This window comes from Marinactinospora endophytica (assembly GCF_054780875.1).
In genome coordinates this window covers 36,729-49,723 of sequence record NZ_BAAGVM010000020.1, presented here as the reverse complement: position 1 = coordinate 49,723, position 12,995 = coordinate 36,729, and the positions used below count along the sequence as shown (strand labels likewise).

Annotated in this window: 11 protein-coding genes; 5 read left to right on the top strand and 6 right to left on the bottom strand. The window is 71.8% G+C overall.

Features of this window, described 5'->3' with window-relative positions:
* Nucleotides 1–63: 63 nt before the first annotated feature.
* Together rsfS and nadD are read right to left on the bottom strand one after the other, a co-directional pair.
* The gene (rsfS, locus tag ACYVHU_RS25740; protein ID WP_078763010.1) at nt 64–459 is read right to left on the bottom strand and encodes a ribosome silencing factor; all 396 of its coding nucleotides are present in this window, start codon (nt 457–459) and stop codon (nt 64–66) included.
* Nucleotides 460–513: 54 nt separating this feature from the next.
* Entirely contained in the window at nt 514–1,149 is a 636-nt protein-coding gene (gene nadD, locus ACYVHU_RS25735; protein WP_078763069.1) for a nicotinate-nucleotide adenylyltransferase, read from the bottom strand.
* 194 nt (nt 1,150–1,343) lie between these two features.
* Here nadD and ACYVHU_RS25730 point away from each other — a divergent pair, with 194 nt between their 5' ends.
* The gene (locus ACYVHU_RS25730) at nt 1,344–2,387 is read left to right on the top strand and encodes a M48 family metallopeptidase (protein ID WP_078763011.1); all 1,044 of its coding nucleotides are present in this window, start codon (nt 1,344–1,346) and stop codon (nt 2,385–2,387) included.
* Between the two features lie 38 nt (nt 2,388–2,425).
* On the opposite strand, the gene ACYVHU_RS25725 is transcribed toward ACYVHU_RS25730, so the two are convergent.
* From ACYVHU_RS25725 to ACYVHU_RS25710, 4 genes are all read right to left on the bottom strand, one after another.
* The gene (locus tag ACYVHU_RS25725; protein WP_078763012.1) at nt 2,426–3,688 is read right to left on the bottom strand and encodes an ROK family transcriptional regulator; all 1,263 of its coding nucleotides are present in this window, start codon (nt 3,686–3,688) and stop codon (nt 2,426–2,428) included.
* Nucleotides 3,689–3,785: 97 nt separating this feature from the next.
* Nucleotides 3,786–4,757, bottom strand: a complete 972-nt coding sequence (locus tag ACYVHU_RS25720; protein WP_078763013.1) for a hypothetical protein — start codon at nt 4,755–4,757, stop codon at nt 3,786–3,788.
* Between the two features lie 70 nt (nt 4,758–4,827).
* Nucleotides 4,828–7,611: a PQQ-dependent sugar dehydrogenase gene (locus tag ACYVHU_RS25715; protein WP_498949721.1), complete on the bottom strand. Its 2,784-nt coding sequence runs from the start codon at nt 7,609–7,611 to the stop codon at nt 4,828–4,830.
* A gap of 215 nt (nt 7,612–7,826) precedes the next feature.
* Nucleotides 7,827–8,792, bottom strand: a complete 966-nt coding sequence (locus ACYVHU_RS25710) for a sugar phosphate isomerase/epimerase family protein (protein ID WP_498949720.1) — start codon at nt 8,790–8,792, stop codon at nt 7,827–7,829.
* Nucleotides 8,793–9,308: 516 nt separating this feature from the next.
* On the opposite strand from ACYVHU_RS25710, the gene ACYVHU_RS25705 reads away from it, so the two are divergent.
* From ACYVHU_RS25705 to ACYVHU_RS25690, 4 genes are read left to right on the top strand one after another with little or no spacing between them, the layout of a single operon-like run.
* On the top strand, nt 9,309–10,544 hold the full coding sequence (locus tag ACYVHU_RS25705; RefSeq protein WP_498949719.1) for an inositol-3-phosphate synthase: 1,236 nt from the start codon (nt 9,309–9,311) through the stop codon (nt 10,542–10,544).
* Nucleotides 10,541–11,392: an SCO3242 family prenyltransferase gene (locus ACYVHU_RS25700; protein WP_235001089.1), complete on the top strand. Its 852-nt coding sequence runs from the start codon at nt 10,541–10,543 to the stop codon at nt 11,390–11,392. The genes ACYVHU_RS25705 and ACYVHU_RS25700 overlap by 4 nt, the downstream gene beginning before the upstream one ends.
* Nucleotides 11,389–12,264: a sugar phosphate isomerase/epimerase family protein gene (locus ACYVHU_RS25695; protein ID WP_235001090.1), complete on the top strand. Its 876-nt coding sequence runs from the start codon at nt 11,389–11,391 to the stop codon at nt 12,262–12,264. Before ACYVHU_RS25700 ends, ACYVHU_RS25695 begins: the two co-directional genes overlap by 4 nt.
* Nucleotides 12,261–12,992, top strand: coding sequence for an EboA domain-containing protein (locus ACYVHU_RS25690; RefSeq protein WP_078763017.1), 732 nt, complete (start codon nt 12,261–12,263; stop codon nt 12,990–12,992). Before ACYVHU_RS25695 ends, ACYVHU_RS25690 begins: the two co-directional genes overlap by 4 nt.
* Nucleotides 12,993–12,995: the final 3 nt, after the last annotated feature.

The following is a 12,995-nucleotide window of genomic DNA, read 5'->3' as shown; positions in this document are numbered from 1 at the left end:
CGGGAACGCACGACCGGGCGGGAAGGGTCGAGGCCGGCCGGGGAAGGACCTCACGGCCGGGGATCAGGCGTGGTCCTCCTCGACGCGGGCGGTCCCGCGCGCGCTTTCGGGCAGCTCGATCTCCGGGCAGTCCTTCCACAGCCGTTCCAGACCGTAGTACCCGCGCTCCTCCTCGTGCTGGATGTGCACGACGATGTCGACGTAGTCCAGCAGCACCCAGCGCCCGTCGCGCTCTCCCTCGCGGCGGACCGGCTTGACGCCGGCCGCGCGGAGGCGGTCCTCGACCTCGTCGACGATGGAGCGCACCTGGCGGTCGTTCGGGGCGGAGCACAGGAGGAAGGCGTCGGTGATGACGAGCTGGTCGCTGACGTCGTAGGCGACGATCTCCTGTGCGAGTTTGTCGGCCGCCGCCTCCGCGGCGATGTTAACGAGCTCGACGGCCCTGTCCGTGGCGGTCACGTGTAGCGGATGCCTCCAGGTGGGCCCGTCCCCGATGACGGTCGCGCGGAGCGGCTAACGCTCGCCACCCGCCATCCGGTCATCGAGGTAGAGCCCGGTCTTGTTGATGTAGCGGACGATGCCATCCGGCACCAGGTACCAGATGGGTTCGCCCTTGCGGACGCGTTCCCGACATTCGGTCGAGGAGATCGCCAACGCGGGGATCTCGACGAGACTGACCTTGCCGTCGGGCAACCCGGTGTCGGTGAGCCGATGTCCGGGCCGGTTACAGCCTACGAAATGCGCGAGATCGAAGAGTTCATCCACGTTGTGCCAGCTCAGGATAGCGCCCAGGGCGTCGGCTCCGGTGATGAAGAAGAGTTCGACCTCGGGACCGTAGATGCTGCGGAGTTCGCGCAGCGTATCGATGGTGTAGGTGGGGCCGTCCCGGTCGATCTCGATTCGGCTCACCCGGAACTGCGGGTTCTCCGCCGTGGCGATCACCGTCATGAGATAGCGGTGCTCGGCGGGGGTCACCTTGCTGGTGTCCTTCTGCCAGGGCTGCCCCGTCGGGACGAAGACCACCTCGTCGAGCTGGAACAGGTGGGCGACCTCGCTGCCGGCCACGAGGTGGCCGTGGTGGATCGGGTCGAAGGTCCCGCCCATGATGCCCACGCGACGCGGGACGGGTCGGCCGGGCGACGCCGTCATGGGCGCGGGGGTCGGCTCGTCGGACACCTGATCGCTCCGTTCCAATCCGGCTGTCGGAAATCGGTGGTCACCGCCGAGGTTAACCCGAGAGGCCCCACGGCTATTCCACCGCCCTCCCCTTCCCACGCGAAACGCGGCATATCTCGTTCCCTGCGCCCATGGCGTCCTCGCGCCCCGCGGCATAGCATGCCCGTATGGCCAACGTTCCCGACCGTACCCGCGTCCGGCTCGCCGACATCTCCTCCCGAGCCTACGAGCACCCGGCCGATCGAGGCGCCCTCGTCGCGCTGCGGTCGCTGCGCGGCTTCGACGAGGTCTTCAAGCGCATGTCCGGCCTGTTCAACGAGCGCGCCCTGCGCCTGATGTTCCTGGCCGGGGCGGTGAAGGTCGGCGAGCGCCAGTTCCCCGAGCTCCACGACCAGGTCCGGGACGCCGCCTACGTCCTCGACCTCCCCGACGTCCCCGAGCTCTACGTCCGTCTCGACCCCCAGCCCAACGCGATGGCCATCGGCAGTCAACGGCCGTTCATCGTCGTGACCACGGGGCTGGTCGACCTGCTCGACGCCCAGGAGCGGCGCTTCGTCGTCGGCCACGAGGTGGGACACATCCTCTCCGGCCACGCCGTCTACCGGACGATGCTGCTCGCGCTGATCCGGCTGGCCACACGGGTGGCCTGGGTCCCGCTCGGCTACATCGGGCTGCGCGCCATCGTGACGGCGTTGGAGGAGTGGTACCGCAAGTCCGAGCTGTCGTGTGACCGCGCCGGCGTGCTCGCCTCCCAGGACCCCGACGCCGCCAAACGCGCCCTGATGAAGATGGCCGGCGGCTCCCGCCTCGTCGAGATGAACCCCGACGCCTTCCTCGAACAGGCCAAGGAGTACGACCGGGGCGGTGACGCCCGCGACGGCCTGCTCAAACTGCTCAACCTCACCGGCCAGACCCACCCGTTCGCGGTGGTCCGCTTCTCCGAGCTCGACCGCTGGCTCAAGGACGGCTCCTACCAGCGCATCCTCAACGGTGACTACCCGCGCCGCGCCGACGACTCCAGCGCCTCCGTCGGCGAGGAGGTCCGCAACGCGGCGGGATCCTACCGGGAGTCCTGGGAACGCAGCGCGGACCCGCTCGTGGGGGCGTTGCGCGACGTGGCCGGCAGCGCCGCCAGCGCCGGGGGCCGTCTGTTCGACACCGTCGCCGACCGCTGGAAGAACTCCGGGCGCCGCGGCGAGACCTCCTCTTGACGTGCTCCTGACGTGCCTTCGCCCCGGCGGCGGGGCCGTCACTCCAGCGCGTAGAGCGCGTCGCTGACCATGCGGGCGGCGCCGACCACGCCGGCGTCGTCCCCCAACTCGCTCAACACGATCGGCATGTTCCCCGTGGCCAACGGCAGGGAGCGCCGGTAGACCACGCCGCGGATCTCCGACAGGAGGAGATGGCCGAGGTTGGCGACCCTGCCCCCGATGACGATGAGGCCGGGGTTGATGAAGGAGACGAGCCCGGCCAGGGTCAGCCCGACCCGGGCCCCGCCCTCGCGCACCATCCGCACCGCGCAGGGGTCGCCGCGCGTGGCGGCGGCGCCGACGTCGGCGGCGGTGAGGGCGCCCTTGCGCTCCAGGATCTCCGACAACACCGGCGAGCGGCCCGCCTTCGCGGCGGCCAGGGCGTCGCGGGCCAGCGCCGCGCCGCCGAACACCGCCTCCAGGCATCCCTTCTCGCCACAGGCGCACACCGGACCGGTCTCCTCGACGGTGATGTGCCCGATGTCGCCCGCGCAGCCGTTGACCCCGCGGTACATCTGCCCGCCCACCATGATCCCGCAGCCGATCCCGGTGCCGATCTTGACGAACAGGAAGTCCTGCGCGGCGCGGGCCACCCCCGAGTGCTGCTCGCCCAGGGCCATCACGTTGACGTCGTTGTCGAGCAGGACCGGACAGCCCAGCTCGCGCGCCATGGTGTCGCGGACGGGGTAGCCGTCCCAGCCGGGCATGATCGGCGGTGAGACCGGCACCCCCCGGTTGAAGTCCACCGGGCCCGGCACACCGATGCCCGCGCCGGCCAGCCGCCAGGGCCCCGGCTGGGCCTCCAGCAGGTCCCGCAGCAGGCGCAGCACGGCGGGCAGCACCGTCTCGGGGCCGTCCCGGACGTCGATCTCCTCTGCGGCCTTGGCCAGGACCCGCAGCCGGCCGTCGGTGATGGCGACGTCGAGCGAGGTGGCCCCGATGTCGACGCCGGCGAACCTGAGATCGGTCCGGAAGTCGAGGATGGTGGAACGCCGCCCGCCCCGGGAGGTCGCGGGACCGGCGTCCTCGGTGAGTTCGAGTTCGACCAGGCGTCCGACTTCGGCGGCGACGGTGGTCCGCGAGACCCGGAGCCGATCGGCCAGTTCGGCTCGCGACAGCGGCCCCTCGTCGCGGAGCAGCCGCAGGATCCTGGCCTGGGTCCGGGTCTCGACCCGACTCGCGAGCGCTGCTGCCACGTGAGCATCCTGCCACACCGCGACCTCGGCCACGCCGGGCCGGGACGGTCCCTCCACGTCGCTCATACGCCGTTCCCACCTGGTCGCCGGGACGCTCGCGGGGCGGGGGCGGGCCCTCTGGACGGACCCGCCCCCCGACCGGCGCGCCGTGGCGAAGGCGGTGTCAGAACGCCTCGCCGGCCTGCTGGGCCTCGGTCCGGGCCGCCTCCCTGCGGTCCTCGGCCTTCGCCTCCAGCTCCGCGGCGCGGTCCTGCGCGGCCGCGACGCGGGAACGGGTCGCGACGATCTCGCCGAACTCGCCCTCGACGTCGCCGCGCACCCGGTTGTGGGCGCCGGTCAGCGCAACAGGGTCGTTTCCTGTGGCGACCAGATCGCCGCGGATGATGTTGTGGTCGATGTGGACGGTCGCGGTGTTGTCCTTCACCGTGACGTTGCGGTCCCAGTAGCTGGTGGCCGCGCAGGAGGAGCCGGGACCGTCCGAACCGATCTGGACGATGCCGGAGTTGGCGAGGTAGGTGGCGTTGCCGTAGACCTCGCCGCCGCAGAAGACCGAGCCGTGCTCGTTCCCGGCGATCCTCAGGTTGCCCTCGACCACGGTGTCGTGGAGGTCGGCGTATCCGGTCCCGTCGCCGGTGGCCGATCCCCCGATCGTCGCCGACTCGACGAACAGGTCGCCGGTGCGGGCGTTGAGCGCGCCGTCGACCTCGGAGCCGACGGCGAAGAGGAAGCCCTCCACCTCCGAGCCGCTGATGGCAGTGGCGCGGAGGTCGCCGGAGACCTGCCCGCCGTCCAGGTAGGCGCCGAAGGCGCTGCGCGCGGTCACCGTACCGCCGATCTCGGTGTCGGTGACGTCGAGGTAGCCGTTCTCCTGGACGGTGACCTTGCCCTTGAAGACCGCGTCGGTGGCGATGAGGTCGGCCCCGGCGCGGACGGTGACGGCGCCCTCGACCGTGGTTCCGGTCAGCGTGCACGACTTGCCGGCCGGGACGACGAGGTCGCCGGGGACGGTGACGGCGCCGCCCACGCCGTTACAGGAGGTGACCAGGTCGGCGGCCGCCGGAGAGGCGAGGGCGATGACGCCGCCCACGGCGCTGAGGGCGACGAGGGAGGCTGCGGTGGTGGTTCGGAGTCTCATTGCGAATCCCTTTCCGGGAGGTATGGGGGATGAGGCCCGGCCGCCGCGTCCACGGCGGCCGGGCGCGGTCTCATTCGTCGATGCTCTCGATGACTTCCTGAGCCGCCCAGAACAGGTTCTCGGCGGTGCCGGAGTCGGGCACGTTGGCCGTGTCCCGGGCCAGGTCCTGGAACTCCTCCAACTCGGTGATCGCGAGGTCGCCCTTGCCGTTGCCGTGATGGCGCGTGGCCACGGAGACCTTGTTGGACAGCAGCTTCTCCACCCTGCCGTCGAGCTCGGTGGCGGCGACCGTCTCGGCGAGCGCGTCGAGCCCCTCATCGGCGCCGACGGGCTCGGCCACGCCGTTGCCGCGGAAGAGCAGCGAGTCCAGCTCGACACCACCGGTCGTGGTGACGTAGAGGGAGCCGGTCTCGCCTCCGGTGTCCTCCAGGAAGGTGGAGGCGCTCACGTAGCCGTCGGCGGCTTCGAGGGGGATCTCACCGATGACCGGGCCGTCCGGAGCGTTCCAGCGCAGCGTCACCGTTGCGCCCGCGGGAGCCGCGGCGCGCAGGGTGACACCGCTGATCCCGGTGAAGTTGAACCGGTCGAAGGAGATCCAGTCCCCGGCCTCCAGGGCGGTCACCTTGCGCTGTCCGCTGGCGGTGGAGTCGTCGACGATCTGGCCGCCGTTGATCTCCCCCGCCCACTCGGCCTCCCGCAGCTTGGGGGTGAGGTAGACCGAGGCGTCACCGGTGGCCGGGGGGACGTCGCCGTCACCGGCGTCGGTGTAGGTGAGCAGGAAGATGCCGTAGGTGTTCTCGGTCTCGCCGTGGTCGGAGTCCGAGGGGGTGGGGATGGTCCCCGAGCAGCCGGCCCCGGTTCCGCCCGGGTGGGCGTGGCCGTCGTGGCCGATGCCGAACTGCCAGGCGGCGCGGTCACAGTCGATGGCGTCGCCGTCCTCGACGTCGGTGATCACCGAGTCGTAGGGGACCGGGTCCCCCCAGTCGAAGAAGCCGCCGTCGGCGGGAAGCGTCAGCTCGACCTCGGGCGCGGTGTTGCCCACCACGACGGCGAGCGAGATCAGGGTGTACTTGCCGGAGGTGTCGGTGACCCGTAGGCGCGGGAAGTACTGTCCCTCCTCGGTGTAGGTGTGGGAGGCGGTGACGCCGCCCTCGCTGAACTCCCCCCGGCCGGTGAAGTCCCACTCGTAGGTGAGCTCGCCCCCTTCGGGGTCGCTGGAGGCCGAGGCGTCGAACTCCACGGTCAGCGGAGCCTGCCCGGAGCGCGGCGTGGCGGTGAAGGAGGCCTGGGGGCTCTTGTTGCCCTCGGCGTAGTCGATCCGGTAGAGGCCGGCGTCGGGGTTCTCCTGGAAGAACCCGGTGCCGTACTCCAGGACGTACAGCGAGCCGTCGGAGCCGAACTCCATGTCCATGATCCCGCGCCACGGCGGTGCGGCGATCGAGTCCAGGTGCTCCTCGGGCAGGAAGTTCTCGATCTTGGTGACCTCGCCGTCGGGCCCGTCGATGGTGAAGGCCGCCATGTAGTTCTGCGAGAACTCGCCGAAGAAGACCTTGCCGTCCCAGTACTCGGGGAACTTGCCGGGAGCGGTGTTGTCCGGGTCGTAGTGGTAGAAGGGTCCGCCCATGGGGCCCTGTCCGCCGCCGCCGAAGTCGGTCAGCTCCGGCCAGGGCTGGTCGTCCGCGGAGTCGCCGTACCACAGCTGCGGTTCGGTGGCCGGGACCGGGATCTCGGTGAGGCCGGTGTTCCAGCGCGAGTTGTTGACCGGTGCCGCGCAGTCGAAGAACTCGCCGGGGGTGGAGGAGGCGAAGTCCCATTCGTTGTAGGCGGCGTTGGGGCCGTGGCAGTAGGGCCATCCCGCGTTGAGGGGCCGGCTCGTGGACTGCCATTCGACGTAGCCCATGGGACCGCGCTGGGGGTTGGCCGTGCCCGCGTCGGGCCCGTAGTCGCCCCACGTCAGGGCGTCGGTCTTGGGATCGATCTCCATCCGGAAGGGGTTGCGCACGCCCATGACGTAGATCTCGGGCCGCGTCCCCTCGGTCCCCGGTTCGAAGAGGTTGCCCTCGGGGACGGTGTAGGAGCCGTCCTCCTGGACCGTGATGCGCAGGATCTTGCCCCGCAGGTCGTTGGTGTTGCCGGCCGAACGGCGCGCGTCATAGCCGGGGTTGTATCCGGGCGCGTCGTTGTTGGGCGCGTAGCCGTTGGCCCCGGGCGCCGAGGCCGGCGTGTTGTCACCGGTGGCGAGGTAGAGGTGGCCGGCGGAGTCGAAGGCGATGTCGCCGCCGACGTGGCAGCACTGGCCCCGCTCGGTGTCGACCTTGATGATGACCTGTTCGCTGGACAGGTCCAGGGCGTCGGCCTCTTCGTCCCACTTGAACCTGGAGAGCTGGTTGTAGCCCTTCCAGGTGTCCCAATAGGACTCGTCCGCCCCGGCCGGCAGGGTCTGGGGCGCCGACCCGCTCGGCGTGTCCAGAGGCGGGGCGTAGAAGACGTAGACCCAGTTGTTCTCCTCGAAGGCGGGGTCGAGGTGGATCGTCTGGAGGCCGTCCTCGGAGTTGGCGTAGACGGGGATGTTGTTGATGACCTCGGTGACACCGCTGTCGGGGTCGGTCATCCGCACGTCGCCGTTGCGCGCGGTGTGCAGGACGCGCCCGTCCGGCAGGATCGCCATGTCGATGGGCTCGCCGACGCTCTTGGTCAGCGTGATCCGCTCGTAGTTGTTCCAGTCCGTGGCCTGCTCGTCGGAGACGGGATGGTCGGGATGGGCGTAGGCGGTGGCCGGGAGTGCGACCGCGGTCGCACTCAACAGGACGGTGCCCGCTACGAGGGCGAGCAGGCGTCGTGGGGCGGGGTTCACAGGGACTCCTTGCCGGGACGACGGTTCCTGGCTTTCGGTGGGCACAGCGCGATTCCGCCGTTGTGCGGCCCCGGGGCCGGCGTGGCCTGGGCGTCCTCGCGCGAGGCGCGGACGGGCGCGCCGGGACGGGGACGGCCCCCGCGCCTACGGGCGGGGTCGCACGGAGGGGGATCGTGGGCGGGGCGCCGGCGGGCGGCGCCTAGGGGGATCGCCGATCAGCCGCGCAGGCGGTACATGGCGTCGTAGCTGCGTTCGGCGTTGCCGAACGAGTCGACGGGGTGCGGGGGCGCGGCGGTGCTCGCCGCGTTGTCCTGCTCCCAGATTCCGTGGTGGGCGCCGCGGCTGCGCAGCGAGCTGAAGAAGCGACGGTAGGGGAGGTCTCCGGCGCCGAACTCGATGATGTCGTAGCCGTTGTCGTTGGCGGGGTTGCTCTTGCCGTCCTTGACGTGGAAGAGGGGGTAGCGGCGGGGGTGGGCGTTGACGTAGTCGACGGGGTCGAAGCCGGGGTAGCGGTGCTGGCCGGCGAAGGCCCAGTAGATGTCCAGCTCCAGGAACACCAGGTCGGGATCGGTGTTGTCGAGGAAGACGTCGTAGAGCCGCACGTCGGGGCGGTCCTGGGCGAACGCGAACTCCCCGGCGTGGTTGTGCTGGTAGAACTTGATGCCCCGGGCCGCCGCGGCCTCGCCGAACCTGTTGAACTCCTCGGCCGCGGCCTGGTAGCCGGCCACCGTGTTGACCGAGGTGGGGGCGTTGGCGGTGCCCGCGTACTTGAGGCCGAGGATCTCGGCGTTGTCGAGCTCGCGTTCCAGTCCGTTGCGCCACGCCGAGAGCCCCACGTGGGTGCCGACCGCTTTGAGGCCATTGTCGTCGAGGAGCCGGCGGATCTCGGGAACGGTGATCGGGCCGACTCCGGGTTGGCTGTATCCGGCGAACTCGACCTCCTTGTATCCGATGCGTGCCAGCTCCTCGAAGACCACGCGGAAGCCCAGGCGTTCGACCTTGTCCCGGATGCTGTAGAGCTGGATGCCGATCTTGCCCGGCGGAATGAGCCGGCCGTTGGCGGCGTGGGCGGGGGCCGCGGTCGCCGTGGAGAGCGCGCCGGCGCTCACCGCCACGGTGCTCGCCGCCAGGGCGCGGAGGAAACCGCGTCTTTTGAACTCGCTCCTGTCGATTCCGGCCATACCTTCTCCTTTGCGCGATCCGTTGTCGGGGGGACGGCTTCGCTGCGTCTGCGGTGGGCCTGTGGTTGGTGCGGGCGGGGACTCGGGCCGCGTCCCCGCGGGGCGTCGACGCTCTAGCACACGCTGTTTACCCCTAGCGTCATTCCAGGCGTGAAGTTACACACATAATCCGGTGAGGGGAACGGCTTTCAGCGAAAAAAGTCAAACTTTGTCCAATCGTCTGACAAAGACGCACACCCCTCCCCCTCGACCGTCGACGCCACCTCCCCCCACTCGCCGGCAGCACGGAGGCGAAATCCCCGATCAGAGGCCGCCTCTCCGTCCCCCACCCTCCCCCTCACCTCCTCCACGGCGACCATCGGTCGCGACTTTGGCCAGTGACTTGACGAAGATCCGAAAGAACCCCCTTCGCGACTCTTGACCGTTCGTAGCCACGCGGTTTACGTTTTCGAAATGTCCGGAACCTGATGTGACCGGAAACACAGGCTCCCCGCCTGCGCATCGCGAGGAGGACGCATGTCGGCCCCCCTTCCCCCGCACCCCCCGTCCCCCGGCCCCCACTCCCGCGACAACGGGGACGGGCTCCCCGCACGCGAACGGATCGGCGCCTGGTTCATCGGAGCCCGAGGTTCCGTCGCGACCACCGCGGCCGTGGGGATCTCGGCCCTCGGAGCCGGACTCGCCGACGTCACCGGCTGCGTCACCGAGCTTCCCGGTGTCGCAGGTCCCGACCTGCCCCTCCCCGGCGACATCGTCATCGGAGGACACGACATCACCGCGGTCCCGCTGGTCAAACGCGCGGAGGAGCTCTCCACAGCGGGCGTCCTCCCCGCCCACCTGCCCCGTGTGCTGGCCGGCCCGCTGGCCGACGTCGAGACCCGCCTGCGTCCCGGGATCCGCCACGTCGGGGCGGCGTCCCGGCGCGAGGCCGCCGACCGTGTCGAGGCCGACCTGCGCGCCTTCCAGGCCGAGCACCGGCTCGACCGCGTCGTCGTCGTCGACCTGTCGGCCACCGAACCGCCCGCGCCCGTGGACGACGTGTTCGCCACGCCCGCGGCCTGGGAACGCGCGCTCGACGGCGGCGCCGCGGCGCCGCCGACCAGCTCGCTGTACGCCTACGCCGCCCTGCGGGCCGGCTGTTCCTTCGTCGCCTTCACCCCCAGCCCGTCGATACGCCTGCCCGCGCTGACGACGATGGCCCGACAGATGGGGATCCCCTGGGCCGGGTCCGACGCCAAGACGGGGGAGACCCTGGTCAAGGCGGCGCTCGCGCCGATGTTCGCCACGCGCGCGCTGCGCGTCCGCTCCTGGTCCTCCGTCAACCTCCTCGGCGGGGGTGACGGCGCCACCCTGGCCGATCCCGACAACGCCGCCAGCAAGATCGCCTCCAAGGCCCGCGGGCTGGAGGCGATCCTCGGCCACCCCGTCGAAGGCCCCCTGCACATCGACCACGTGCCCCACCTCGGCGACTGGAAGACCGCCTGGGACCACATCTCCTTCGAGGGCTTCCTCGGAGTGCGGATGAACCTCCAGTTCACCTGGTCCGGTTGCGACTCCGCGCTGGCCGCTCCCCTCGTCCTCGACCTCGTTCGCCTCATGAGCAGGGCGCACCGGGCCGGAGAGAACGGTCCCGTGGGCGCGCTCGGCTTCTTCTTCAAGGACCCGGCAGGCAGCGACGAACACCGCCTGGCCGCCCAATGGGACGCGCTCGTCGCCTGGCGCGGCCGGCACGGAGCGGAGGGCCGGGCGTGAAACCGGGCGACCTGGCCGAACTGGTACGTCTTCCGGCGGCGCTGACCGTGCCCGGTGACACGCTCGCCGGAGCGGCGGCGGCCGGCTGGCCGGACGGACGCCGTACCTGGGCCCTGCCGATCGCCTCGACCCTGCTCTACTGGGCGGGCATGGCGCTCAACGACTACGCCGACCGGCACGTCGACGCGGTGGAGCGTCCCGAGCGGCCGATCCCCTCGGGGCGGGTACGCCCCCGCGAAGCGCTCGCGCTGGCCGCGGCGCTGACCGCGAGCGGCGTCACCGTCGCCGCCTGGGGCGGTGGACGGCCGGCGCTGCGGGTCGCCCTCCCCCTGACAGGGGTCATCTGGTGCTACGACCTGGTGGGACGGCGCGGCCCCCTCGGTCCGGCCCTCATGGCGGCGGCCCGTGGGCTCGACGTGCTCATGGGCGCGGGCGGGCGGAGGGCCGCTGTTCTTCCCGCCCTCGCCGTCGCCACGCACACCGCAGGACTGACCGCGTTGAGCCGTGGCGAGGTGCACGGCGCCTCCCCCGCCACCGCGCGCGCCGCTGTCGCGACCACGCTCACCGCGGCCGTTCTCGGCGGGCTCCCCCGCAGGGCCTCCCCTCGCCCGGTCCTGGCGCCCGCTCTCGCCGCCCTGTTCGCCGCGTCCACCGGACGCGCGCAGGCCGCCGCCGCGCGCACGCCCGACGCCGACACCGTCCGCGCCGCGACCGGCGCCGGCATCCGCGGGATGATTCCCTTGCAGGCGTCGCTGCTGGCGCGGGCGGGGCACCCGGTCGCCGCGGTCGCCCTGGTCGCGGCGGTCCCGGCCGCGCGACGCGGGTTCCGGGCGGTGTCGCCGACGTGAGCCTGCGCTTCGGATACGGGACCAACGGTTTCGGCGACCACCGTCTCGACGACGCCCTCGCGGTCATCGCCGACCTGGGATACGACGGTGTGGCGCTGACCCTGGACCACCCCCACCTGGACCCCTTCGACGACCATCTCGCCGCGCGCACCCGTGAACTGGGCCGCCGTCTGTCGGGCCTGGGCCTGGCCGTCGTGGTCGAGACCGGGGCCCGCTACCTGATGGACCCCTGGCGCAAGCACGAGCCCACCCTGGTCTCCGCCACCGGCCGGGAACGGCGGGTGGAGTTGCTGCTGCGGGCGGTGCGCATCGCCGCGGAGCTGGGCGCCGAAGCCGTGTCGCTGTGGTCTGGCATCCTCCCCGCCGGAACACCCGAGCCCACCGGGTGGCGGCGGCTCCAGGAGGGACTCGGCCCCGTCCTGGACGAGGCGGCGCGGCGTGGGGTGCGGCTCGCCTTCGAACCCGAACCCGGGATGTTCGTCGACACCCTGGAACGCGCCGTGGAACTACGGTCCCGTCTCGGTGCCCCCGAGCCGTTCGGGGTCACCCTCGACCTGGGGCACTGCGTGTGTAACGAACCGCTCGACGTCACGCGGACCGTCCACAGGGCCGGCCCGCTCCTCGCCAACGTCCAGGTGGACGACATGCGCCCGGGCGTCCATGAGCACCTGGAGCTCGGCACGGGCCAGCTCGACCTGGTGGGCGCGCTCGGCGCCCTGGTCGACGTCGGCTACACCGGGCTGGCCTCGATGGAACTGCCCCGGCACGGTCACGCCGCCCCGACGGTGGCGGCGCGCTCGATGACGGCGCTGCGCGCGGCGCTGGCCGAGGCCCTCGAACGACGTCACCAGCGGGTGGGAGGGGCGCGATGAGCGCGGAGGCCGGACATGGACCGCGCCTGCGGGACCTTCTGGCCCCGCCCGCGCGGCGGAGGCTGGACGAGCTGACCGCCGAGATCTCGGCCACCCCCTCGGCCGTCGCGACGCGCTTTCCCGCCGCGGCGCGGCTGGTCGCCCGAGGCCCCGTCCGGCCCGGCGACCCCTCGGGTCTGCTCGGACCGACCCTGGAGGATCTCGTCCGCCTGGTCCTGCTGGAGGCGCTGCGCGACGCGCTCGCCGACGTCCCCGGCCGCCTCGCGCAGGAGGTCACCGCCCTCTACCGGTTCGGCGACTCCGATGAGAAGCGCGCCGTCCTGCGCGCGCTGGACCGCCTCGACATCGGCGAGACCGCCCACGACCTGCTCGGCGACGCCCTGCGCAGCAACGACCCGCGGTTGGTGGCCGCCGCGCTGGGCCCCGGTGGCCACCGCCATCTCGACCAGGCCGGCTGGCGGCACGGCGTGCTCAAGTGCCTCTTCCTGGAGGTCCCCCTCGCCGCGGTGCACCGGTTGGCGGAGCGGGCGGACCCCGAACTCGCCCGCATGGTCGGGGGGTTCGTCGTCGAACGGGTCGCCGCGGGACGCGGCGTCCCCGCCGACGCCTGGCGCGTGCTGGGGGACCACCCGCCGACGGTGCGCGCACTGCGCGCCGAACTGCGCTCGCCACACGCCGACCGCCGCACGGCGGCGGAGCTCGCCCTCGCCCAGCGGCGAGACGTCTGACGT

Excerpts from the sequence above, each read along its gene's own strand:
- nadD (WP_078763069.1), bottom strand. The coding sequence starts at position 1,149 with ATGACGGCGTCGCCCGGCCGACCCGTCCCGCGTCGCGTGGGCATCATG.
- ACYVHU_RS25730 (WP_078763011.1), top strand. The coding sequence starts at position 1,344 with ATGGCCAACGTTCCCGACCGTACCCGCGTCCGGCTCGCCGACATCTCC.
- ACYVHU_RS25725 (WP_078763012.1), bottom strand. The coding sequence starts at position 3,688 with ATGAGCGACGTGGAGGGACCGTCCCGGCCCGGCGTGGCCGAGGTCGCG.
- ACYVHU_RS25720 (WP_078763013.1), bottom strand. The coding sequence starts at position 4,757 with ATGAGACTCCGAACCACCACCGCAGCCTCCCTCGTCGCCCTCAGCGCC.
- ACYVHU_RS25710 (WP_498949720.1), bottom strand. The coding sequence starts at position 8,792 with ATGGCCGGAATCGACAGGAGCGAGTTCAAAAGACGCGGTTTCCTCCGC.
- ACYVHU_RS25705 (WP_498949719.1), top strand. The coding sequence starts at position 9,309 with ATGTCGGCCCCCCTTCCCCCGCACCCCCCGTCCCCCGGCCCCCACTCC.
- ACYVHU_RS25690 (WP_078763017.1), top strand. The coding sequence starts at position 12,261 with ATGAGCGCGGAGGCCGGACATGGACCGCGCCTGCGGGACCTTCTGGCC.